Below are 22,890 nucleotides of genomic sequence, written 5' to 3' on the forward strand. Positions count from 1 at the left end.
CTTCCGGCGAAACCTTGCCAATATCCGTGTCAGGGGCGTTTTTCAAAGGTGATGATCACTTCGCCAATCGGCACGCCAAAGCGTTTCATATAGGCGCGGTTCAACAGGCGATCGTCACTTAGCAACCACATCCAGTCGTCAAAGGTGACGCGCAATGTGCCATCGGGGACCGGCAGATCGATTTCGTACTGCCAATTGAAACTGTCACCGTTTTCCTGCCCGGTTGCGGTGCCGATCACGCCGGGGGCCGTGCCCTGCCAGCTGTCCGGCCCGGTTTTGACCAGCGACCACACGCGCTGTTCCGTCGATCCGTCCTCATAGAGGAAATCTTCGGTCAGGGTCAGGGTCTTGCCATCCCAGTCTCCGGTTATATCCACCTCGAACCGGCGGCGCACGGTGCCGAACACATCCTGAAACTGGCCATAGGCCACTGTCTCTCCGGCAAAGAACTCTTCCAGATTCAACTGGCGATCCGACAGCGTATCATCGTTCAGCGACGGTTTTCCGACGCAGGCGGCAAGGCCAAGCACGGCAAGAAGGGCAAAGGTAAGGCGGCGCATGAGTGATGTTTCCTTTTTCCGTTATACGCGACCCGCCGCGTTTCGGTTTACCCAAAGCGCAAAATCTCTTGCTCTTGTTTGACCTGCGCAACTCTACTAAAGCCAAGCCATGCTGGACGATAACCAAGATATCCACCCTCTGTTTGCCGGTGCGCCCCGCAGCACCGAATTCAAGAAGTTGCGCAAACGGATCGTGCGCCACACCCGCGAGGCGATCGAACAATATGGCATGATCGAACGCGGCGCGCGCTGGCTTGTCTGCCTGTCGGGCGGCAAGGACAGCTACACCCTGCTGGCCGTCCTGCACGAACTGCAATGGCGCGGGCTGTTGCCGGTTGATATCCTTGCCTGCAATCTGGATCAGGGCCAGCCCGGCTTTCCCGCCACCGTCCTGCCCGATTTTCTGAAACGCATGGATGTGCCCCACCGCATCGAATATCAGGACACGTATTCCATCGTGATGGACAAGATACCACAAGGGCGTACCTTCTGCGCACTGTGCTCAAGGCTGCGGCGTGGCAATCTTTACCGGATCGCGCGTGAAGAAGGGTGCAGTGCCGTCGTTCTGGGCCATCACCGCGACGATATTCTTGAAACTTTTTTCATGAACCTGTTTCACGGCGGGCGTCTGGCGACGATGCCGCCAAAGCTGCTGAACGAAGAGGGCGATCTGTTCGTCTATCGCCCGCTGGCCCATGTGGCGGAGGCGGATTGCGAAAAATTCGCCGCCGCGATGCAATATCCGATCATTCCCTGCGATCTGTGCGGATCGCAGGACGGGCTGCAACGCCAGCAGGTTAAGGCGATCCTGGATGAATGGGAAACCCGCAGCCCGGGGCGGCGTCAGGTGATGTTCCGGGCCCTGATGAACGCCCGCCCCTCGCATCTGCTGGATCCGGCGCTGTTCGATTTTGCCGGGCTGACCCGTCTCGCCGGCGACAATTCGGAACAAGTTTAGGCAAAGACCTGCAAGTTCCTGTGCCGGCGTTAACCCCGCCCTGATCCTTGCGGCCCTATTTTGCGCGACGTGTTGTTCACCGTCGATCGAAAGGCCCGCTTATGCACCGGCATTCCAAATCCAAAACGGCCCCTTTGCGCGACAGGATGCAATCGGTGCTGCTGTCACCAGCCTTGCTGGCCTTTTTGCCGGCGGCAACGCTTGCGGCCTACTGGGTCGGTGGGGAACTCGCCTTGATGGCCGTGGCGCTGGCCATTCCGCTGGTGTTCGCGCTGGGGGGTATTTTCCCCGTTGTGCAGCGCGGCATGACCCTGCCGCGCGACAGCGTGTCGGGCTTGCTGCTGCGGGACGGGTTTGACGGCATTGTGTCTCAGGTGCACGAGGTGACCGCGCAATCGGGGCACCATTCCGCGGCCTTTTTGCTGGAACTGGATGACTATCGCGACCTAGTTACACGCCACGGGCAGGCCGCCGCCGATCACGTAGTCGCGCGCACCGGCGAACGCATCGTCGCCGTTCTGCGCGACAATGACAGCGTCGCGCGCTATGGCGACAGCCAGTTTGCGATCTGCCTGATGCCGGTGCGCCAGCTTGATCTGGAACTGTGCATCCAATTGGCAGGACGGTTGCAATCTGCGGTGGAAGAACCGGTTTCAGTCGACGGCACGGCGCTTTACATGTCCTGTTCGGTCGGGTTTTGCCTGCGCAGCAAGGCGGCGGGCAAAACGGCAAAGGGCTGGGTACAGGCCGCCGCCTCTGCCCTGGCCGAGGCACAACGCCACGGGCCCTCTTCGATCCGGGCCTATTCGGCAGACATGCAGCGCCGGGAGACGTTGAAATCATCCCTGCGCGAAGATGCAGCCAAGGCGCTTGAAACCGGCCAGCTTCAACCGTGGTATCAGCCGCAGATTTCAACCGACACCGGCAAGGTAACCGGGTTCGAAGCGCTGGCCCGCTGGACCCATCCCGAGCGTGGCCTGATTTCACCAGAGGAATTCCTGCCTGTGATGGAACAGGCGGGGTTGCTGGAACGGCTGGCCGAAGTGATGATGTATCACGCGCTGACAGCGCTTAAGGCTTGGGATGGGGCCGGCGTCAGCGTGCCGCAGGTTGGCGTCAATTTTGCCGGCCCCGAACTGCACAATCCCCGCCTTGTCGAAAAAGTAAAATGGGAGCTGGACCGGTTTGACCTGACGCCGGACAGGCTGGCGGTGGAAATTCTGGAAACCGTTGTCACAGACTCGCCCGATGACACGGTGACACGCAATATCAACGGGCTTGCGGCCCTTGGCTGTCCTATCGATCTGGATGATTTCGGAACGGGACACGCCTCAATCTCGTCGTTGCGGCGCTTTGCCATCAGCCGGATCAAGATTGACCGGTCCTTTGTGATCAAGGCCGACCGCGACGCGGAACAACAACGCATGATCGGCGCGATCCTGACAATGGCGGAACGGCTGAACCTTGAAACGCTGGCCGAAGGTGTGGAAACGGTGGGCGAACATGCGCTGCTGGCGCAATTGGGTTGCGATCATGTGCAGGGGTTCGGTATTGCCCGCCCGATGCCGTTTGACCAGACACTGGACTGGATCACCCGCCACGAGGCGAAACTGACCGATCCGCCCCGCATCGGCGGCACGGCCTGAAACAGGCGAAAACCGGCATGTTTGCGATGCTCTTGCACCGGTTTCACGCGAAATTGCCCTCTCAAACCGGCCGAATCTGCTTGACCTTTGGGGCCGCACTCTGTTGAACCGGCCTGACCCGTAATTGGCCCCAATCAGCAGAAGGCAGCAGTCCCCGATGGACGATCAGAACAAGAACCTCATTGTCGCGACCGCGCTCAGCTTTATCGTCATTCTTGTCTGGTTCATCCTGTTCCCGCCGCCCGAACCCACGCCGACAGACGTTACAACACCCGCTGCCGTCTCCGATACCGGCGTGCCCGTGGCCGATACACCAGCGGCCCCTGCCGGCACCCCTGTGACAGCCGCAACAGCCGAAGAAACCCGCGCGGCCGCACTGGCCGATGCACCGCGCGTTCCGATCCAGACCCCGCGCGTGCGCGGCACGATTTCCCTGCTGGGTGGCCGGATCGACGATCTGTCGCTGTCCGATTACCGCGTTACCCAGGATCCGGATTCCGAGATTGTAACAATGCTGTCGCCCGTCGGCAGCGACAAAGCCTATTATGCGTTGTTCGGCTGGGCCCCCGGTGCCGGCCTGACGCTGGAGGACGTGCCCGGCGCCAATACGCAATGGGCCATCGAAAGCGGTACCACGCTGACGCCCGACACCCCCGTCACGCTGGTCTGGGACAACGGCAAAGGCCTGATTTTTCGCCGCACCATCGCGGTGGATGCCGACTATATGTTCAAGATCACGCAGGCCGTGGAAAACACCGGCGATGCCCCCGCCAGCATGGCCCCCTACGGCATTCTGGCGCGCCATGGCGAACCTGACGGCCTTAAAAACTTCTTTATTCTGCACGAAGGCGTGGTTTCGATGGCCGACGGCGAACTGGCCGAAATCGACTATTCCGATATGCCCGATTTCGCGGTCGACGAGCGTGAAGGCACACCGGCAGAGCGGATTGACGGCGTAACCGAAGGCTGGATCGGGTTTACCGATCACTTCTGGATGACGACCCTGATCCCCGATCAAAGCGCTGCGTTCCGTCTGACGGCGAAATATGTCGCCAAAACAGATATCTACCAGACCGAGATCGTGAAACCGACACAAACCGTTGCCCCCGGCCAAAGTGTTGAGGTGTCATCGCAACTGTTCGCCGGCGCCAAGGAATGGGAAACCATCCGCGAATACCAGAATGCCGGGGTTGCCGGCTTTATCGACAGCATCGACTGGGGCTGGTTCTTTTTCCTGACCAAGCCGATCTTCTGGCTGCTGCACGAATTGAACAAGCTGATCGGCAATATGGGCTGGTCGATCATCGGCCTGACGCTGATCATCAAGGCGCTGCTGTTCCCGCTGGCCTATAAATCCTACGTGTCCATGGCCAAGATGAAAGAGCTTCAGCCCCAGATGGAAAAGCTGAAGGAAGCGGCAGGCGACGACAAGCAGAAGCTGCAACAGGGCATGATGGAAATGTACAAGAAGGAAAAGGTAAACCCCGCCTCGGGCTGTTTGCCGATCCTGCTGCAAATTCCGATCTTCTTTTCGCTCTACAAGGTGATCTTTGTCACCATCGAATTGCGTCATGCGCCATTCTTTGGCCCGTTTCAGGATCTGTCTGCCCCCGACCCGACCAGCCTGTTCAACCTGTTCGGCCTGCTGCCTGTCGCTGCACCAGAGCCGGGCACGATCATGGCGCTGATCTTTATCGGGATCCTGCCGCTGTTGCTGGGCATTTCCATGTGGTTGCAGCAAAAGCTGAACCCCGCCCCCACAGACCCGACACAGCAGATGATTTTTGCGTGGATGCCTTGGGTGTTCATGTTCATGCTGGGCGGCTTTGCCAGCGGTCTGGTGGTTTACTGGATCGCGAACAACACGATCACATTTACCCAGCAGTACCTGATCATGCGCTCGCAAGGGTACAAACCCGATGTGTTCGGCAACATCAAAGGCAGCTTTAAGAAAAAGCCGAAACCAGACGCGAAATGACCGGCGCTGTCACCTCTCTCTGGCGTCATCCGGTCAAAAGCCACGGGCGCGAAGCGCTGGAGACGGTGATTTTAAGCGCGGGTAGAACCATGCCGGGGGATCGCGTGTGGGCCGTCACCCATGACAACAGCGCCTATGCCGGCGGCGACTGGGCACCTTGCCAGAATTTCATGATCGGCACACGCGCGCCTGCTCTGGCCGGATTGTGGGCGCAGTACGACGCGGCACAACAATCGGTGACGCTGCGCCATGACACATTGGGCGAATTGCGGTTTTGCCCCGATGACCCGGAAGATGCCAAACGGTTTCTGGACTGGGTGCGCCCCCTGGCACCGCAAAACCGTGCACAGCACAATGCCGTGGTCAAAGCCACCGATCGCGGCATGACGGATTCCGATTTCCCTTCGGTTTCGATCATGAACATGAGTTCGCACCGCGCGGTCAGCCAGAAACTGGGCCGCCCGCTGGAGATCGAGCGCTGGCGCGGCAATATCTGGTTTGACGGTCTGGCCCCGTGGGAAGAATTCGACTGGATCGGAAAAACCGTGCGAATCGGCGATGTTGTGTTTCAGGTCAAGGAACGCATCGAACGCTGCATGCACACCGCCGCCAATCCCAGAACCGGCCTGCGCGATGCCGACACGCTGGGCACGCTGAAAACCGGTTGGAACCATCAGGATTTCGGCGTCTACGCCGAGGTTGTGGAGGGTGGCGCCTTGTCTGTCGGTGATCCGGTGAAAGGAACGATATGACCCTGCCCTTTCCCATCGCCGAAACGCCCGATGCCGCCGAGGCCGAACTGGGCCGCATCCTGTTTGCGGGCCAGACCGATTTCCTGAAAGGCGTGGTTGCCATGTCGGGCCTGCCCCCCGCCGACCGGACCGAGGTGTGTTTCGCCGGGCGTTCGAATGTGGGGAAATCAACGCTGATCAATGCGTTGACGGGCCGCAAGGGGCTGGCGCGGGCTTCAAATACACCCGGACGAACGCAGGAAATCAACTTTTTCACGCTGGCCGATAGCCACTATCTGGTCGACCTGCCGGGATACGGCTATGCCAATGCGCCGCTGCCGGTGATCGAAAAATGGCAGCGGCTGCTGAAACAGTTCTTGTCGGGCCGTCAGACGCTGCGCCGCGCCTTTGTGCTGATTGACGCGCGCCACGGGATCAAATCGGTCGATCAGGAAATTCTGGCCCTTCTGGACGGCGCGGCCGTCACATTCCAGTGCGTGCTGACCAAGGCCGACAAGGTCAAGGCCCGCGATCTGGACAAGGTTCTGGATCAGGTTCGCGCCGCGCTTGCCAAACATCCGGCCGCCTTTCCCGAGATCGTGCTGACCTCATCCGAAAAGGGCGACGGGATCGCCACATTGCGCAATATCATCGCCACGCTTTAGTGGTAAGTTGCGGTTGTTTTCGCTACCCCCTGTGCAAATGGGTCAAAAGATGAAGAAACAAGACATGAACCGTGACTGGATCGCCACTGCCCGCACCCTTAATCAGGCGCTGCCCTATTTGCAGCGCTACGCTGACGCGACCATTGTGATCAAGCTGGGCGGTCACGCCATGGGTAGCGACGAAGCGATGGATGAATTCGCCCGCGATGTCGTGCTGATGCGGCAGGTGGGGGTCAATCCGGTGGTGGTGCATGGCGGCGGCCCGATGATCAATGCGATGCTGGACAAGCTGAACATCAAATCCGATTTCGTGCATGGCAAACGGGTGACCGATGCCGCGACGATGGATGTGGTCGAAATGGTGCTAAGCGGTCTGGTCAACAAACGGATCGTGCAGGCCATCAACGCACAGGGCGGGCGCGCGATCGGCCTGTCGGGCAAGGATGCCGGATTGATCACCTGCACACCCACCCACCCCGATCTGGGCTTTGTTGGCACGCCCGATACTATCAACCCGCGCGTGCTGCGCGATCTGGGTGAACGGGAATACATCCCCGTTATTGCGCCGCTGGGCGTGGGCGTGGATGGAAAAACCTATAACATCAACGGCGATACCGCCGCCGGTGCCATTGCCGCCGCGCTTAAGGCAGATCGGTTGTTGCTGCTGACGGATGTATCGGGCGTCAAGGATGACAGCGGCGAAGTCGTGACGGAACTAACCGCGACGCAAATCCACGAGATGACCAAAGCCGGCACCATCGTCGGTGGCATGATCCCGAAAACGGAAACCGCACTGGATGCATTGAACGGGGGCGTGCGCGCCGCCGTTATTCTGGACGGACGCGCGCCCAATGCCTGCCTGCTGGAACTGTTTACGGAACACGGTGCAGGCAGCATCATCCGTGCCGGTTAGGCCCGGGCCAACGCGAATGTGTGACCGCGCCCCTTGCCTGCGCGCCCCCGGTGGTTAGGTTCATTTCATGGAACACGAAGCCGCCATACGTCTGGGGATATTTCTGGGGCTGTTTGCCCTGTTTGCCACGCTTGAGGCGCTGGCCCCGCGGCGCGACCGCCGCCAGCCGCGCCGCACCCGCTGGATCACGAACTGGGGCATCACCATCCTGAACACACTGACCCTGCGCGCGCTGGCCTTTGGCCTGCCGCTGCTCGCGGTGGGCGCGGCGCTGGATGCAAGCGCGCAAGGCTGGGGCCTTTTCAACATCGTCGGCTGGCCCGTCTGGTTCGAGGTGGTGCTGGCCGTTCTGATCTTTGATTTCGCGATCTGGTTGCAGCATCTGATCACCCACAAGGTGCCGCTGTTGTGGCGGCTTCACCGCGTGCATCACGCCGATGTCGATATTGATGTGACCACCGCGATCCGCTTTCATCCGGTGGAAATCGCGCTGTCTATGGTGCTGAAAATCGGGCTGGTCTATCTGCTGGGGCCCGCCGCGCTGGCGGTGATCCTGTTTGAAATTCTTCTGAACGGAACGGCAATGTTCAACCATGCCAATATCCGCCTGCCCCTATGGCTGGACGCGATATTGCGCAAGGTTCTGGTGACGCCGGATATGCACCGGGTGCATCATTCGGTGCATCGCGCCGAACATGACACAAATTACGGCTTTGCCCTGTCAGTGTGGGATCGGCTGTTCGGCACTTATCTGGCGCAACCTGCCGCAGGGCACACACAGATGCAGATTGGTCTGGAATGGCAGGATGACCGGCCCAGCCGGCTGGGCTGGTCCTTGCGCCTGCCGTTCCAGCGCAAATGACCTATGACGATCTGGAACAGGCGGCACTGGCGCGCCAGCTGACCATTTTGGGCGGGTTTCATCCCGATGCGGATGATCCGGATCTGTCAAACTGCAAGACGCTGCTGCTGCTGGGGCCGAACGAACCTGCGTTCTGGCCGCACCTGCAATCGGAACCCGAAGGCCGCGACGGGCTGCCCGACCCGGTTGATCGCTGGTCGGCGCGCGTGATCGGCGGCTGGGCAGATGAAATACAAGGCACGGCGCTGTACCCGTTTGGCGGGCCGCCGCATCTGCCGTTTTTCGAATGGGCCACCCGCACTGGCCGATTGCACCCGTCGCCCATTCTGTTTCTGGTGCATGACCGCGCCGGATTGTTCGTGTCAATCCGTGGTGCGCTGGCGTTGCCTGTGCATATCGATCTGCCCACGCCGCCTGATGCGCTCTGCCTGACCTGCACGGATCAACCCTGTCTGTCGGCCTGTCCGGTCAGCGCCTTGTCGGGCAGGGAATATGACGTGGCGCGCTGCAAAAGCCATATCACAACCGAAGACAGCGTCGCCTGCATGACCAGCGGGTGCGCCGCGCGCCGCGCCTGCCCCGTATCGCGCAGCTTTGGCCGCCTGCCGGCACAATCGGCCTATCACATGCAAAGGTTTATCGCCCCATGACCCGCACCCTGATCCTGATGCGCCACGCGAAATCCAGTTGGGATGATTTCATGCTGTCCGATCATGACCGCCCGTTGAACAAACGCGGTATCGCCTCGGCCCGCGCTCTGGGCGACTGGCTGCGCACCAAAGGATACCTGCCCGATTGCGTGATCAGTTCAACGGCGACGCGCACGCAGGAAACGTTCGAGGGGCTGAACCTGTCCGTCACGCCCGAATACACCCGTGCGCTGTACCATGCCGGTGCCGAACGAATGCTGGATGTGCTGCAGGGGGCCGATGGCAAATGCGTGCTGATGCTGGGGCACAACCCCGGCATTGCCGACTTTGTCGAACGTCTGGTCAACGCATCACCTGCGCATCCGCGATTTCTGGATTACCCGACCGGCGCGACCACCGTTATCCAATTTAACGTGGACAACTGGCGCGATGTCAGGATCGGGCAGGGCACGGTGCAGGATTTCGTGATCCCGCGCGAATTGCCCGGCGTCTGAAAGTAAAAAAGGCGGGCACTGGCCCGCCTTTAATCGTCTTTTGGTCCCGATCCGCCCGTCAGTGGCCCAGAATCTGGCTGAGGAACAGCTTGGTTCTGGGGGATTTCGGGTTGTTAAAGAACTCTTCCGGTTCGTTCTGTTCGACAATCTGGCCTTCGTCCATGAAGATCACGCGGTTCGCCACCTGACGGGCAAAGCCCATTTCGTGGGTCACACACAGCATCGTCATGCCTTCTTCGGCAAGCTCGACCATCGTGTCCAGAACCTCTTTGATCATTTCGGGGTCCAGCGCCGATGTCGGTTCGTCAAACAACATGATGCGCGGGCGCATGCACAGCGACCGTGCAATCGCCACCCGCTGCTGCTGTCCGCCCGACAACTGGCCGGGGTATTTGTTGGCCTGATCGGGGATCTTGACCTTTTCAAGGAAGTGCATCGCGATTTCTTCGGCTTCCTTCTTGGGCGTTTTGCGCACCCAGATCGGGGCCAGCGTGCAGTTTTCAAGGATCGACAGATGCGGAAACAGGTTGAAATGCTGGAAACACATTCCGACCTCGGACCTGATCTTGTCGACGTTCTTGAGATCGGAGGACAGCAACGTGCCGTCCACCGTGATGGAACCCTGCTGGTGTTCCTCAAGCGCATTGATGCAGCGGATCAGCGTGGATTTGCCCGACCCCGACGGGCCCGCAATCACGATCCGTTCGCCTTGATACACTGTCAGATCGATATCGCGCAGCACGTGGAAGGTGCCGTACCATTTGTTCATTTTCTCAATCGAAATGGCGACTTCGTTCGAGATTTTCATTTCTTGTGCTTGTTCAGCCATTTTATCAGCCCTTCCTTATCGGTGGCCGGTCTGAAGCTTGCGCTCCAACCATTGAGAGTATTGCGAGATGCCGTAGCAGACGACAAAGAACAGCCCGGCCGCAAAGGCCCAGAGTTCCCAGTAGACGCCCGCCCAGTCTGTTGATGACAGGATGGGCCCGCGGATCATGCCGACAAGGTCGAACATCGAAATCACGGACACAAGCGTGGTGTCCTTGAACAGACCAACCGCCACGTTCACGATGCCCGGGATCGAGATTTTCAGCGCCTGCGGCAGAATGATCAGCCGCATGGATTGCGCGTAATCCAGCCCCAGACTGTCCGCCGCCTCGTACTGGCCGCGTGGCAGGGCCGCCAGCGCGCCCCGGATCACCTCTGCGATATAGGCCGACGAGAACATGGTGATCATGATGATCACACGCAGGATCAGATCAAGCGCCGTGCCGGGCGGAAAGAAATAGGCCAGAACCACGTTTGCCACGAACAGCAGGGTGATCAACGGCACACCGCGCACGAATTCGATGAAGACAACGCAGATCCATTTCACAATCGGCAGATGCGATTGCCGCCCCAGCGCCAGCATGATCCCGATGGGCAAGGACAGCGACACACAGATCGTGCCCAGGATCATGTTGAGCATGAAGCCCCCCATATCCCGGCTGGCCACAGGTTCAAGTGCCACAAACCCCGACATTGCGCCGGTCACAAAGCCACCAACCCACCACGTGATTACCGTGGCCACCAGACCCAGGCCAAGCCCGGCCATAAAACCGATACGCTCGAAGCGCTTGAAGGCGAAGTAACCCACGATCAGGCCCACAGCCGCAAGAATCGGCACAAGGATCGAGCCGCCCCAGATCAGCCAGAAGGCCAGAAACGGATAGATGCCGGTAAAGATCAGCAGTTTTCGCGGCAGATGCATGAACAGCACCGGAGCCACGGCAACGAACAACAGAATGAAGGCCACCGTCGGACGCCAGTACTGATCGCTTGGATACTGGAATCCGAACAGCATCTGCTGCCAGCGCTCCTTGATCACGGCGAAACAGCCGCCGCCGGTATCCCCGATCATCGTGCGGCATTCGCGGATGCTGTCTGCCGTCCAGACGCCGTTCACGATCCACGGAAAGATACCCGCGGCCAGACGGTAGATCACATAAAGCGATATGACCGTCATGATCGTGTTGAACCAGCCTGAAAACAGGTTTTCACGCACCCATTTTACAGCCCCGGTTTCACCCGGAGGGGGATCCATCTGGGGCAGTTGAGTTTCGCGTACGAAGGCGACGGTATGTGCATGTGTTTCACTCATTTCACCGCTCCTTCAGTTTCATTTTGTTGTTGTAGACGTTCATGATCGCCGCAATCGACAGTGAGAACGTGAGATAGAACAACATCAGCAACAGCACGCATTCGATCGCGCGGCCTGTCTGGTTCAGCGTGATGCCGCCCAGTGTACCGGTCAGATCCATGTACCCCACGGCAATCGCGAGGGACGAGTTCTTGGTGATGTTGAGATATTGCGAAATCAGCGGCGGGATGATCACCCGCAGCGCCTGCGGCAGGATCACAAGGTTCATGATCCGGCGCGGGCGCAAGCCCAGCGCAGCCGCAGCTTCGGTCTGGCCCTTGCTGACGGCAAGAATACCGGCGCGAACGTTTTCCGCGATAAAGGCACCTGTGTAGATCGCCAGCGCGAACCACAGCGCGATGAACGATGTGCGCAGCTGCAACCCGCCTTCGAACCGGAACCGGCCCATCACCGGCATGTCGAGTGCGATCGGACGCCCCAGCGCGTAATAGGCGATGACGGTGGGCACGATCAGGATGGCGATGGACGGCCATAGAACCGGAACCACCTTGCCTTCGTTGAACAGTTTCAGTCGTGCGTGGCGGCGTACCATGAAAACGCCAAAGATCGAGGCGATAAACACCCCGAACACCGCCCAGCCGCCGGCTTCGAATATCAGGGCCGGAACAAACACGCCCTGGTTGGTAAAGGCCATGCTGCCCAATAGCAGCGACCGTTCAGGATCGTCCCCGCGGTAATCCGAGATGTTGGGAAAGATGTTGGCCGTGATCGTAAAGATGATGATCAGCCAGATCAGAACCGGAATGTTCCGGAAAATCTCGACGTAAACACTCATCAGTTTGGCGACGATCCAGTTGTTGGAAAGACGCAGAACACCGGCGATCACGCCCAGCACAGTGGCCGTTACACAGGCCAGAAACGCGACAATCAGCGTATTCAGCGCGCCAACGATAGATGCACGCAGATGCGTGTCCTGGCTGTTATAGGGGATCGGCTGCTGGTTGATATCATAGCCCGCCGGATTCCTAAGGAATTCGTAAGAAATATTCAGGCCGGCATCGCGCAGGTTTTGCGCCAGATTGCTTCCAAGGTATGAAAAGGACACGATCAGGGCCAAAAGCGCCAGAGCCTGAAATGTGTAAGACCTGTAGCGCGTATCGTTGATCAGCATCGACAGGTTGAACGAACCCCGTGGAGGGTCAGAAAGCGTTGTCATCTAGGAACTTCCCCGTTGTGCGGCCAGTTATTTTTTTCAGCTCTTGCGGCTGTTTGGCAATCGCGGTCGTCTGATGTGCAAAGGGCGCAGACATGATCTGCGCCCTTTGACAAGTTTGTCTTACCGGAAAGGAGGCGAGTAGATCAGGCCGCCTTCGGTCCATTGTGCGTTCAAACCACGCGCCAGACCGATTGGTGTTTCTTCGCCGATGTTACGGGCAAAGATTTCGCCGTAGTTGCCGCCAGCCATGATGGCCCGCTTGGACCAGTCTGCGTCAAGACCCAGCATTTCACCCAGCGTTCCTTCGGAGCCCAGCAGACGCTTGACTTCGGGGTTGCTTGAACCGGTTGTCATTTCTTCGGCGTTCACCGATGTCACACCCAGTTCTTCGGCTGTGATCAGCGCGTTCAGTGTCCAGCGAACCAGATCACCCCATTCGTTGTCGCCGTGGCGGACCAGCGGGCCCAGCGGCTCCTTCGAGATGATTTCGGGCAGCAGCGCGTGATCTGCAGGGGTTGCAAAGTTTGCACGCTGCGCCGCCAGAGCGGAGGCGTCAGTTGTGTAAACATCACATGCACCGGCCAGATACTGCTGTACCGCTTCGGCACCTGTTTCAATCGGAACAGGCTCGTAGTTGATGTTGTTGGCACGGAAGAAATCGGCCAGGTTCAGTTCGGTCGTTGTACCGGTCTGGATACAGACAGTTGCACCGTCCAGATCCTTGGCCGACGAAACGCCAAGCGCCTTGGGAACCATAAAGCCCTGACCATCGTAGTAGTTTACACCTACGAAATCGAACTTCAGGTCAACATCGCGGCTGAATGTCCATGTGGTGTTACGGGCCAGCATGTCGATTTCACCCGACGCCAAAGCCGTAAAACGTGTCTTGCCGGTTGTCGGAACGAATTCAACGGCTGTAGAATCCCCAAGAACAGCGGCTGCAACAGCGCGGCATACCGCAACGTCAAAGCCCTGCCAAACACCATTTGCATCCGGCTCTGCGAAACCGGGAACACCGGTTGTTACACCGCAATTCAGCTTGCCGCGCGCCTTGACATCATCAAGCGTCCCTGCCGCAGCGACACCCGCTGCCAGACCGGCGATCGTTAGCGCGCCAAAAAAAACGGATTTTTTCATTTTTACCTCTTCCTGATTGTCCGCCACCTTATGGGGCGGTTCATCCGACATGTTAGCCGGAGGCGATACCGAAAACGGGCGATACCCCGTCGGTGGTACCGAGTTTGGTCGGATTCATCACTAAACGTCAAGGGGATGATCACCGAAACTGACGAATCCCGAAACCGGCTCAGGCGCGCCCCGGCGGCGGGTTATGCAGCCGGACGCGGGTTGTCTGGCAGGCTTTGGCAAAGATCGAAAAACCTTTTGGAGGCAAAAAACGCCTCGGCCTTTATTGCAGCGGCGGCTTCGGCTTCGTCGTCTTTTCCCCATTGTTCCTGCTGCCAGATTTCATCCAGCCGCGACACTTCCCACAGCGTTTGCGGCGGCAAATGGCCTTTGATCGCGGCAAATGCGATGATCAGCGAGCCGGACAGACTGACCAGATCGTGAAATGCGGCCAGTTCAAATGCGTTCAGCGCATGGGTGCGCTGGCGCAGTTCTTGCAAAGATTCCGGTGATTGCGCCTGATGCATGACGCCTGCAACGGTGACAAGACGGGCGTTCAGCGCCGTTTCCGCCCAGTCCAGCAACGGATCCCAAAAATCGGCCTGACGTTCGGTCAACTCGTCCGGGGATTTGGCGCGGTAGCACAGCAGGTCCGAATCACCATAGGCGGCAAGCATATCGGCAACTTCGACGAACTGCGGCGTGACCTTGTCGATGGCGGCATTCGCGGCACGGGTCACAGGCATCGTATGCGGTTTCACAAGATCTTCCTGCGCATCCCATTCCGCCGCAATCGCATCGGCAATCGCACGTGTCGGAACGATCAGCCCGGCCTTGACCGGCGTTTTGATCACGCGACCATCCAGATGCACCGTAAACCCGTCCGCGACAGGCACGGTTTCGGCCTTTTTCCAGAACCGTTTCTGTTTCCACTCGCTCATACGCGCGCCCCCAAAATGTCCTGCAATGCCTCGTCAAGCGCCGGAAAACTGTCAACAATCCGGTCAGCCGCATGCAGGCGCGAAATATCGTGATATCCCCAACTGACCCCGATGGCACCGACGCCCGCCGCCTTTGCCATGTCCATATCAAAACTTGTATCGCCGATCATCACGGTTTGCGCCGGCCCTACCCCGATGTCGCGCATCGCCGCTTCGATCATCGAAGGGTGCGGCTTGGACGGATGAAAATCGGCGACCTGCTGGGTCAGAAACAGTTGTTCCATGCCATGCGCCGCCAGCAGCTTGTCCAGACCGCGCCGTGATTTGCCCGTGGCGACGCCCAGAATGTTTTCCGGCACGGCATTCAGCATCGCCAGCGTGTCCGCCGCGCCCGCATAAAGCGGCGAAGAAAGAGCCGCACCGGTTTCGGCACGTAAAGCGATATAAGCGTCCTTGTATCCGTGTACCATCTGCACACGCTGATCTTCGGGCGCATCCGGCACCAGCCGGGCCATGGCCACATCGAGCGACAGCCCGACAATCGAAAGAATATCGCTGTGGGGCGGGTGCGGCAGGCCAACCCCGTCAAACGCGCGTGTCATGGCCGCGATAATATCGCGCTGGCTGTCCACCAGCGTGCCATCCACATCAAAAATGATCAGTCGCAGCGCAGACGTCATTCAAAATCTTCAAACGGATCGACAGGGACATCATTCGCCGACCACTGGAACAGGTTCCAGGTCTGCTCCATATGCGGGGGCAGCGGGGCGGTAAGGTGCAGGATTGCCTTGGACACCGGATGCTCCAGCGTCAGCGAACGCGCATGCAGATGCAGTTTCTTGCTGACATCGCCGCCCAGATTGGCGCCCCAGCCATCGCCCAGATTGTCCTGCCCCGACCCGCCATATTTTCCGTCACCGACAATCGGATGGCCGATTTCAGCCATATGCGCACGCAACTGGTGGGTGCGGCCCGTCACCGGGATCATCGCGACCCAGGCGGTACGCTTCGCGGCGGCCGCCAGCACGGTGTAATCTGTGGTGGCGCGTTTTGCGCCATCGGTACTGTCCACGTCGCGCGGATGCACGCAATACATCTTTTCGCCCTCGCCACCGTCACCGTGCCCGCGTGCCTTGACCAGCCCGTATTTGATCACGCCGGATTGCGGATGCGGCACACCGGCCACGGCAGCCCAGTAGATCTTGCGGGTTTCACGATGCCGGAACGCGGCTGTCAGCGCGCTTGCCACGCTGCGGGTGCGCGCCAGAAGCAGAACACCCGATGTATCCTTGTCCAGCCGGTGGACCAGTTTGGGTTTTTCATCCAGACCGAATTTCAGCGCCTCGGCAAGTCCGTCCACGTGACGCACCTGTTTGCTGCCGCCCTGCACCGGCAGGCCGTGCGGTTTGTTCAGCGCAATGATGTGATCGTCGCGGTAGATCACACAGGATTGTATCATCTTGGCGTCTGCCGCACTGATCGAGGTTTTGGCCTGCGCGCTGATCTGGCCCGCTTCGGGCAGCGGCGGGATACGCACCTGCTGACCCGCCTGAACGCGGGTCGAGGCCTTGACCCGTCCGCCATCAATGCGCAGATCGCCCTTGCGGCACATCTTTTCGATGCGCCCCTGACTGACCTGCGGAAACAGGCGCCGCATCCAGCGATCCAGCCGCTGGTCGCTGTCGCCCTCTTCTACGGTGACGGTTTGTACCCTGCTCATGCCCAGACCCCGCGCGCGCACCACAGGCCCAGCAACAGGCCCGCGATGGATAAAACAACCGACAATACGACATAGGCTCCGGCCATTCCGAATTGTCCCTTTTCGATCAGGTTCACCGTCTCAAGCGAAAAGGACGAAAAGGTTGTGAAACCGCCCAGAACGCCAACTGCCAGAAACGGGTTCAGATGGGTCAGACCCTTTTGCGCGGCCAGCACCACCAGAACACCCATCAGGAACGACCCGATGATGTTGACGCTGATCACCCCAAGAGGAAAGCCGGTTGGCCCGAATGCACGGAGCAGCCACACGCCAACGCCGTAACGCAGGCTGGCCCCGATTGCGCCGCCAAGGGCAACTGAAAAAAGCGATGTCATCATGTGCGGTCTGTCGCGCCTTGCGCGGGTGATGTCAAGTTTTGCGCTTGGCGCGCAGGCCCGCGAAGAACTCCAGCCGCTTTTTCAGCTCGCGTTCAAAGCCGCGTTCGACCGGGGAATAGAGAACCGGCCGCTTCACCCCGTCGGGAAAATAGTTCTGGCCGGAAAACCCGTATTCGGCGTCGTGATCATAGGCATAGTCTTTGCCATAGCCGATATCCTTCATCATCGCCGTGGGGGCATTCAGGATGTGTTTGGGCGGCGGCTCCGATCCGGTTTTCCTCGCCATCGCCATCGCACCTTTGAAGGCGACATAGCCGGCGTTGGATTTGGGGGCCAGCGCCAGATAGGCCACCGCCTGCCCCAGCGCCAGTTCGCCTTCGGGGCTGCCCAGCCGTTCATAGGTTTCCCATGCATGCAGGCACACTGTCTGGGCCTGCGGATCGGCCAGCCCGATATCTTCGACCGCCATGCGGGTGATCCGGCGGGCCAGATAACGCGGGTCTTCGCCCCCGGTCAGCATCCGCGCGAACCAGTAAAGTGCTGCATCCGGATCAGAGCCGCGCACGGATTTGTGCAGCGCGGAAATCAGGTTGTAGTGTTCTTCGCCGCCCTTGTCGTATTTGGCCGCGCGCCGCATCAGGCGGGTACCCAGCGCCTCGCGATCCAGCTTGGTATCGGTTTTCCATGCCGCCACCTGTTCGATCAGGTTCAGCAGGGCGCGCCCGTCACCATCGGCCATTTCCTGCAACACCTCGCGCGCGTCGCCGGTCAGCGGCAACGCCTTGCCCAATTCCTTTTCCGCCCGCTGTGTCAGCCGTTCCAGATCGGACAGGTCCAGCCGTTTCAGCACCAGAACCTGCGCCCGCGACATCAGGGCGGCGTTTAATTCGAACGATGGGTTTTCGGTGGTGGCCCCGACCAGCAAAATGGTTCCGTCTTCCATAAAAGGCAGAAACCCGTCCTGCTGGGCCTTGTTAAAGCGGTGGATTTCATCGACGAACAGCAACGTGCCCTGCCCGTTCTGACGGCGGATGCGGGCCGCTTCGAACACTTTTTTAAGGTCGGGCACACCGGTGAAAATAGCGCTGATCTGAACGAAATGCAGATCGGTTTCATCCGCCAGCAGTCGCGCGATCGTGGTTTTGCCCACCCCGGGCGGCCCCCAGAACACCAGCGAAGACAGGCTGCCCGATGCCAGCATGATCCCCAAGGGCGCATCCGGACCAAGCACCTGATCCTGTCCGATCACCTCGGCCAGTGTTTTGGGGCGGAGACGGTCCGCCAGCGGTCGATGCGCGGACGGGACAGGATCAGCCCCCGGTTGATCGAACAGATCCGCCACGGCGTCAGCGCCTGAACCGCAATTGCGCGCGATTTGTGCCGCGCTGGATATCAAACACCAGACCACGACCTGACCGGCGCAGGGTTTTGCGCACATCCGGCGGCGTTTCGATCACATCGCCGTTGATGGCCAAAATTACATCGCCGGTTCGCAATCCGACACGCGGAGCTACGGGGCCGGCGTCGGACACCACCACGCCGCCCGCCAGCAATGGCAGGTTGAACTCGGCGATCACCGCTGGATTGATCTGTGACACGGCCAACCCCGGCAGGCCACTGTCATCGCCCAACAGAACCGTATCGCGGGGCGGCGTTTCGGGCGCTGTCATCAGGGTTACAGCAACATCGTTCGCGGTGTCGCCGCGCCAGCGCGTGATACTCACATCCTGCCCCAGACCGGCCACGCTCATCCGGTAGACCATTTCAGCGGGTGTGTTCACGGCAGCACCGTCAACAGCGGTGATGACGTCGCCAACTTCGAAGCCTGCGGTTTTGAACGGGCTGACGGGGTGCAGCGCTGACACCACGATACCGCCGGGCACATCCAGGCCCAGCGTTTCAGCCATTTCGGCATCCACGACCTGACCACTCATGCCGGCCCATGGGCGTTCGAACCCGCTGTTTCCGGCGCGGGCCTGATCGACAAAGGCCGCAACCAGATCGGCGGGAATGGCAAAACCGATGCCGTTTGATCCCCCCGACCGCGTCAGGATCGAGGTGTTGATCCCGACCAGATTGCCCTGCATGTCGATCAGCGCACCGCCTGAATTGCCCGGATTGATCGGCGCATCGGTCTGGATGAAATAGCCGTGCCCGGCACCGCCCGCCCCGCCAGAGCGTGCCAGCCCCGAAATGATACCACTGCTGACGGTCTGGCCCACGCCAAACGGGTTGCCGATGGCCAGCGCCAGTTCGCCCACCTCGACGCTGTCACTGTCGCGCAGGGCAAGGCTGGGCAGGTCCGCCGCGCCATCCAGTTGCAGAATGGCCAGATCGCTGTCCTTGTCGCCCAGCAACACGCGGGCGCTGAATTCCCGCCGGTCAGCAAGCACGACGCTTATGTCGGTGGCCATGCCGACAACATGGTAATTGGACACGACAATGCCGTCCGATGACAGGATCACGCCTGATCCCAGAGAGTTCTGGACGCGGGGTTGCGGGGCAGCGAAATCCTGAAAAAAGCGGCCAAAAAACGGATCACTGGAAAACGGGTTGGGGCGGGCCTCGGTCACGAAACGGGCATAGATGTTGACCACCGCAGGCGCCGCCTGCTTTACCAGTGGCGCGAAACTAAGCTGCATTTCCTGCTGGGAATTTGGAACACGCGTTTCAGCCGCCGCAAAAGGGGCAGGCAAAAGGCACAGCAGGAAAAGCAGAATTCGGATCATCAGGCCCCCCGTATGAGTGCCCCTGATATGCGCGCGACCGGCGCGAATTGCAACTGCACTGCACGCAGCACCGGCAGGTCAGGCGTGGTCTGGCGTATCGCTTGTCAGGCTGGTGATATGGATTTGCCAATGTCCGTCGACATGGCGCTTCAGCACGTTGACCGACACGCCGCTTTCGGTGATCAGGCTGCCCGCATCGTCGGGAAAATCACCCGCGTAATGTATCACGCAATAGGCCAGATCGCCCTTGCCCTCGGCGCGGATCACGCGCATCCGCTTGTTTTGTTCGTTCGCGCCAAACCAGTCCTTGTGCGCCTGCATCACTGCCGCGTGGCCCAGCGCGGCCGGACCATAGGGCGAATAAAGGGCTGCCTTTTCTGTGTACATGGCGCCAATCGCCACCAGATCGTGCCGGTTGTACGCATCGACATAGCGATCGATGATTGCCTGCATTTCGGTTTCAAATGACATCGCTGATCCTGCCTTGTTCGTATGATGCGACAGCCTATCGCCCGAACCCCTTGGCGCAAAGAAAAACCCCGCCCAGTGGACTGGACGGGGGTAAATATTCAGGCGTTTCGCCAGTTTTTAATCTTCGGCGGCTTCTTCTGCGGCCAGACGGGCCTTGTCGCCGGCGCCTTTGGCGTCGCGATCACGATCAACGAATTCGATGATCGCCATCGGGGCCATGTCGCCATAGCGGAAACCGGCCTTCAGCACGCGCACATAGCCACCTTGGCGGTCTTTGTAGCGCGGGCCCAATACGTCGAACAATTTGGCGACATACTGGTCTTGTTTCAGCTTGGACGCGGCCTGACGGCGGGCGTGCAGGTCGCCGCGTTTGGCCAGCGTGATCATCTTTTCGATGATCGGGCGCAGTTCTTTTGCCTTGGGCAAAGTTGTCTTGATCTGCTCATGTTCAATGAGCGAGCCTGCCATGTTGGAAAACAGAGCCTTACGGTGCTCATGTGTCCGGTTCAGGCGGCGGTAACCACGTGCGTGACGCATTTTCTTGATCCTTCTACAGGTTTATACTTTGTACGGCCCATGATGCGTGTCACAGGCTCTGTTGGGGCGGAATTGCCCGGTTTTCCCCGCCAGCGCGGGCATTGACGAAGACGCGTTTAAAACGCGTCTTCGAATTTCTTGGCCAGATCCTCGATATTGTCGGGTGGCCAGTCTTCGACGTCCATGCCCAGATGCAGGCCCATGCCTGACAGCACTTCCTTGATCTCGTTCAAGGATTTGCGGCCAAAGTTCGGGGTGCGCAGCATTTCGGCTTCGGTTTTCTGGATCAGATCGCCGATGTAAACGATGTTGTCGTTCTTGAGGCAGTTTGCCGAACGCACAGACAGTTCCAACTCGTCCACTTTCTTGAGCAGCAGCGGGTTGAATTCCAGTCCGTCATCATCATCCTGACGCGACGCGCTTTCTGGTTCGTCGAAGTTGACGAAAATGCCCAGCTGATCCTGCAGGATGCGCGCGGCAAAGGCCACGGCATCATCCGGCGTGATCGACCCATCGGTTTCAACCTTCATGGTCAGCTTGTCATAATCCAGAACCTGACCTTCGCGGGTCGGTTGCACATCATAGCTGACTTTTTTGACCGGCGAATAGATCGCATCAATCGGGATCAGACCGATGGGTGCGTCTTCGGGTTTGTTCTTTTCTGCCGCGACATAGCCTTTGCCGGTATTCACGGTCAGTTCCATGAACACGTCGGCGCCATCGTCCAGGTGGCAGATGACATGATCGCGGTTCAGGATTTCGATGCCGGAACTGTCGGAAATATCACCCGCAGTCACAACACCGGGGCCCTTGGCCGAAATCGAAAGACGCTTTGGCCCTTCAACTTCCATGCGCAGGGACACGCCTTTGAGGTTCAGGATGATGTCGGTCACGTCTTCACGCACACCGGCAACACTTGAAAACTCGTGCAGCACATTGTCAATCTGCACCGATGTGATCGCGGCCCCTTGCAGGGACGACATGAGAACGCGGCGCAGCGCGTTGCCCATCGTCAGACCAAAGCCGCGTTCCAGCGGTTCTGCCACAACGGTTGCCTGACGCGCAGGATCGTTGCCGGGTTTGACATCAAGTTGTGTCGGCTTGATCAATTCAGCCCAATTTTTATGGATCATGCGTCCCTCCATTCTTGCCAACATCCCATGTCCAAATAGATGCCAGCGCCCGAGGTTTCAAAATGACAAACTGAGGCCGGGCAAAAGGCGCGGCCTCAGAGCAATAAAGTGCTTAAACGCGGCGGCGTTTCGGCGGGCGGCAACCGTTGTGTGCCATCGGGGTCACATCACGGATTGACGTGATGTTGAACCCGACTGCTGCCAAAGCGCGCAAAGCACTTTCGCGGCCGCCACCGGGGCCTTGCACTTCGACTTCCAGCGTCTTGACGCCGTGATCCTGTGCCTTTTTGCCTGCATCTTCTGCGGCCATCTGGGCGGCATAAGGTGTCGATTTGCGCGACCCCTTGAAACCCATCGTGCCTGCCGACGACCAGGCAATCGCGTTGCCTTGAACGTCCGAGATCAGGATTTTTGTGTTGTTGAAAGAAGAGTTCACATGCGCAACACCTGCTGCGATGTTCTTGCGCTCTTTCTTCTTGGTGCGTGTCTTTTCGCGTGCCATCGGTCCGAGCCTCCCTTATTTCTTCTTGCCGGCAATGGCCTTTGCGGGGCCTTTGCGGGTGCGAGCGTTGGTATGGGTGCGCTGACCGCGAACCGGCAGGTTGCGACGGTGGCGCAGGCCACGGTAGCAGCCAAGGTCCATCAGACGCTTGATGTTCATCTGGGTTTCACGACGCAGATCACCTTCGACGCTGTAGTTCGCATCGATGTGTTCGCGCACGGCCAGAACTTCGGCGTCGGACAATTCGTTGACCCGACGGGCCTGATCAATGCCGACAGCATCGCAGATGGCCTTGGCCGAGGAATTACCGATTCCGGTGATATAGGTAAGGGCGATTGGAACCCGCTTTGCAGTTGGGATGTTTACGCCGGCAATACGTGCCACGTGTCATATTCCTTTTCGTTGCGGGTCCGTAATGCCAGACCCTTTTTTCACAACGTAAGCCCGAAGCGTTTTATAGCATCGGGCGTCAGCTGATCAGGTGATCTTGCCCGTCGGGTGCGACCCTGTAGGCAAATTGATTCTCTTGCGAGATAGCGCGT

At 59.4% G+C, this 22,890-nt stretch carries 25 protein-coding genes; 9 read left to right on the forward strand and 16 right to left on the reverse strand.

Annotated elements, in window-relative coordinates; translation table 11 throughout:
• Positions 1 to 29: 29 nt before the first annotated feature.
• Positions 30 to 560: a DUF3833 domain-containing protein gene (locus OLX72_RS03535; RefSeq protein WP_114868892.1), complete on the reverse strand. Its 531-nt coding sequence runs from the start codon at positions 558 to 560 to the stop codon at positions 30 to 32.
• A gap of 109 nt (positions 561 to 669) precedes the next feature.
• Here OLX72_RS03535 and ttcA point away from each other — a divergent pair, with 109 nt between their 5' ends.
• The 9 genes from ttcA (at position 670) to OLX72_RS03580 (ending at position 9,457) form a co-directional block, all read left to right on the forward strand.
• Positions 670 to 1,518, forward strand: a complete 849-nt coding sequence (ttcA, locus tag OLX72_RS03540; RefSeq protein ID WP_114868891.1) for a tRNA 2-thiocytidine(32) synthetase TtcA — start codon at positions 670 to 672, stop codon at positions 1,516 to 1,518.
• 101 nt (positions 1,519 to 1,619) lie between these two features.
• Entirely contained in the window at positions 1,620 to 3,164 is a 1,545-nt protein-coding gene (locus OLX72_RS03545) for a putative bifunctional diguanylate cyclase/phosphodiesterase (RefSeq protein ID WP_433989840.1), read from the forward strand.
• 157 nt (positions 3,165 to 3,321) lie between these two features.
• Positions 3,322 to 5,142: a membrane protein insertase YidC gene (gene yidC / locus OLX72_RS03550; protein ID WP_433989841.1), complete on the forward strand. Its 1,821-nt coding sequence runs from the start codon at positions 3,322 to 3,324 to the stop codon at positions 5,140 to 5,142.
• Complete coding sequence (locus OLX72_RS03555) at positions 5,139 to 5,894, forward strand: MOSC domain-containing protein (protein WP_433989842.1); 756 nt, start codon at positions 5,139 to 5,141, stop codon at positions 5,892 to 5,894. Before yidC ends, OLX72_RS03555 begins: the two co-directional genes overlap by 4 nt.
• The gene (yihA, locus tag OLX72_RS03560; RefSeq protein WP_433989843.1) at positions 5,891 to 6,538 is read left to right on the forward strand and encodes a ribosome biogenesis GTP-binding protein YihA/YsxC; all 648 of its coding nucleotides are present in this window, start codon (positions 5,891 to 5,893) and stop codon (positions 6,536 to 6,538) included. Before OLX72_RS03555 ends, yihA begins: the two co-directional genes overlap by 4 nt.
• A gap of 49 nt (positions 6,539 to 6,587) precedes the next feature.
• Positions 6,588 to 7,451, forward strand: coding sequence for an acetylglutamate kinase (argB, locus tag OLX72_RS03565; RefSeq protein ID WP_205389036.1), 864 nt, complete (start codon positions 6,588 to 6,590; stop codon positions 7,449 to 7,451).
• A gap of 67 nt (positions 7,452 to 7,518) precedes the next feature.
• Positions 7,519 to 8,313 (forward strand): sterol desaturase family protein, encoded by a 795-nt coding sequence (locus tag OLX72_RS03570; protein ID WP_114868886.1) that lies wholly within the window; start codon positions 7,519 to 7,521, stop codon positions 8,311 to 8,313.
• Positions 8,310 to 8,963: a ferredoxin gene (locus OLX72_RS03575; protein WP_114868885.1), complete on the forward strand. Its 654-nt coding sequence runs from the start codon at positions 8,310 to 8,312 to the stop codon at positions 8,961 to 8,963. The genes OLX72_RS03570 and OLX72_RS03575 overlap by 4 nt, the downstream gene beginning before the upstream one ends.
• On the forward strand, positions 8,960 to 9,457 hold the full coding sequence (locus OLX72_RS03580) for a SixA phosphatase family protein (RefSeq protein ID WP_433989844.1): 498 nt from the start codon (positions 8,960 to 8,962) through the stop codon (positions 9,455 to 9,457). Before OLX72_RS03575 ends, OLX72_RS03580 begins: the two co-directional genes overlap by 4 nt.
• Before the next feature lie 58 nt (positions 9,458 to 9,515).
• Here the strand turns inward: OLX72_RS03580 and OLX72_RS03585 are convergent, their stop codons facing one another.
• The 15 genes from OLX72_RS03585 to rpsM all read right to left on the reverse strand — a co-directional run bounded on the left by OLX72_RS03585 (position 9,516) and on the right by rpsM (position 22,732).
• Positions 9,516 to 10,286, reverse strand: a complete 771-nt coding sequence (locus OLX72_RS03585) for an amino acid ABC transporter ATP-binding protein (protein ID WP_114868883.1) — start codon at positions 10,284 to 10,286, stop codon at positions 9,516 to 9,518.
• 15 nt (positions 10,287 to 10,301) lie between these two features.
• On the reverse strand, positions 10,302 to 11,597 hold the full coding sequence (locus OLX72_RS03590) for an amino acid ABC transporter permease (protein WP_114868882.1): 1,296 nt from the start codon (positions 11,595 to 11,597) through the stop codon (positions 10,302 to 10,304).
• A 1-nt stretch (position 11,598) separates the two neighbouring features.
• Entirely contained in the window at positions 11,599 to 12,813 is a 1,215-nt protein-coding gene (locus tag OLX72_RS03595; protein ID WP_114868881.1) for an amino acid ABC transporter permease, read from the reverse strand.
• A 120-nt stretch (positions 12,814 to 12,933) separates the two neighbouring features.
• Positions 12,934 to 13,950, reverse strand: coding sequence for an amino acid ABC transporter substrate-binding protein (locus OLX72_RS03600; protein ID WP_114872063.1), 1,017 nt, complete (start codon positions 13,948 to 13,950; stop codon positions 12,934 to 12,936).
• A gap of 191 nt (positions 13,951 to 14,141) precedes the next feature.
• Positions 14,142 to 14,879, reverse strand: a complete 738-nt coding sequence (locus OLX72_RS03605; RefSeq protein ID WP_433989845.1) for an ATP12 family chaperone protein — start codon at positions 14,877 to 14,879, stop codon at positions 14,142 to 14,144.
• The gene (locus tag OLX72_RS03610; protein WP_433989846.1) at positions 14,876 to 15,559 is read right to left on the reverse strand and encodes an HAD-IA family hydrolase; all 684 of its coding nucleotides are present in this window, start codon (positions 15,557 to 15,559) and stop codon (positions 14,876 to 14,878) included. Before OLX72_RS03610 ends, OLX72_RS03605 begins: the two co-directional genes overlap by 4 nt.
• Positions 15,556 to 16,599 (reverse strand): RluA family pseudouridine synthase, encoded by a 1,044-nt coding sequence (locus OLX72_RS03615; protein WP_114872062.1) that lies wholly within the window; start codon positions 16,597 to 16,599, stop codon positions 15,556 to 15,558. The genes OLX72_RS03610 and OLX72_RS03615 overlap by 4 nt, the downstream gene beginning before the upstream one ends.
• Positions 16,596 to 16,976: a fluoride efflux transporter CrcB gene (gene crcB / locus OLX72_RS03620; protein WP_114868878.1), complete on the reverse strand. Its 381-nt coding sequence runs from the start codon at positions 16,974 to 16,976 to the stop codon at positions 16,596 to 16,598. Before crcB ends, OLX72_RS03615 begins: the two co-directional genes overlap by 4 nt.
• Before the next feature lie 31 nt (positions 16,977 to 17,007).
• Positions 17,008 to 18,318 carry a replication-associated recombination protein A gene (locus OLX72_RS03625; RefSeq protein ID WP_254684680.1) on the reverse strand — a complete coding sequence of 437 codons (1,311 nt, stop codon included), beginning with the start codon at positions 18,316 to 18,318 and terminating at the stop codon, positions 17,008 to 17,010.
• Positions 18,319 to 18,322: 4 nt separating this feature from the next.
• Entirely contained in the window at positions 18,323 to 19,705 is a 1,383-nt protein-coding gene (locus OLX72_RS03630) for a trypsin-like peptidase domain-containing protein (RefSeq protein WP_114868876.1), read from the reverse strand.
• A 78-nt stretch (positions 19,706 to 19,783) separates the two neighbouring features.
• Positions 19,784 to 20,176, reverse strand: coding sequence for a YybH family protein (locus OLX72_RS03635; protein ID WP_114868875.1), 393 nt, complete (start codon positions 20,174 to 20,176; stop codon positions 19,784 to 19,786).
• 117 nt (positions 20,177 to 20,293) lie between these two features.
• Positions 20,294 to 20,713 carry a 50S ribosomal protein L17 gene (rplQ, locus tag OLX72_RS03640; RefSeq protein ID WP_114868874.1) on the reverse strand — a complete coding sequence of 140 codons (420 nt, stop codon included), beginning with the start codon at positions 20,711 to 20,713 and terminating at the stop codon, positions 20,294 to 20,296.
• A 116-nt stretch (positions 20,714 to 20,829) separates the two neighbouring features.
• On the reverse strand, positions 20,830 to 21,846 hold the full coding sequence (locus OLX72_RS03645) for a DNA-directed RNA polymerase subunit alpha (RefSeq protein WP_114872061.1): 1,017 nt from the start codon (positions 21,844 to 21,846) through the stop codon (positions 20,830 to 20,832).
• Between the two features lie 112 nt (positions 21,847 to 21,958).
• A complete protein-coding gene (gene rpsK, locus OLX72_RS03650; RefSeq protein WP_114868873.1) occupies positions 21,959 to 22,348 on the reverse strand; it encodes a 30S ribosomal protein S11 in 390 nt (129 codons plus the stop codon).
• 15 nt (positions 22,349 to 22,363) lie between these two features.
• On the reverse strand, positions 22,364 to 22,732 hold the full coding sequence (rpsM, locus tag OLX72_RS03655) for a 30S ribosomal protein S13 (RefSeq protein ID WP_114868872.1): 369 nt from the start codon (positions 22,730 to 22,732) through the stop codon (positions 22,364 to 22,366).
• Between the last annotated feature and the right edge of the window lie 158 nt (positions 22,733 to 22,890).

This window comes from Sulfitobacter sp. TBRI5 (assembly GCF_051013555.1).
GTDB lineage: Bacteria > Pseudomonadota > Alphaproteobacteria > Rhodobacterales > Rhodobacteraceae > JL08.